Source organism: Methylobacterium nigriterrae, from assembly GCF_037106235.1.
In the GTDB taxonomy this organism is placed as follows: domain Bacteria; phylum Pseudomonadota; class Alphaproteobacteria; order Rhizobiales; family Beijerinckiaceae; genus Methylobacterium; species Methylobacterium nigriterrae.
This window is the reverse complement of record NZ_JBAWTG010001032.1, coordinates 1-255: the sequence shown is the minus strand read 5'-3', so window position 1 is coordinate 255 and position 255 is coordinate 1. Positions and strand designations below refer to the sequence as shown.

1 pseudogene is annotated in these 255 nt (G+C 78.0%); it reads right to left on the bottom strand.

Annotated elements, in window-relative coordinates:
• A pseudogene (locus tag WDW90_RS40130) lies at positions 1–255 on the bottom strand (ArsR family transcriptional regulator); the annotation flags it as partial.

Here is a 255-nt window from a genome sequence, read left to right as displayed (position 1 = left end):
CAAGGCTTCGGCCGCGCGCCAGAGGGTGAGGGTGAGCGGGTGCTCGGCTGGCGCGGTCGGGGCGAGGTCGCGGGTCTCGACGGCGCCGCGGCCCGCATCGGCGAGCCAGCCGGCGACCTGCTCGGCCGCAAAGCCGAGGCGGCGATGCGCCTGGGACTCGCGTAGGAACTCACGCTCGTGGGGCGCGAAATCGACGACGAGGAGGCGCCCGCCCGGCGCCACCAGGCGCGCGGCTTCGCGGAGCGCCCGGGCCGG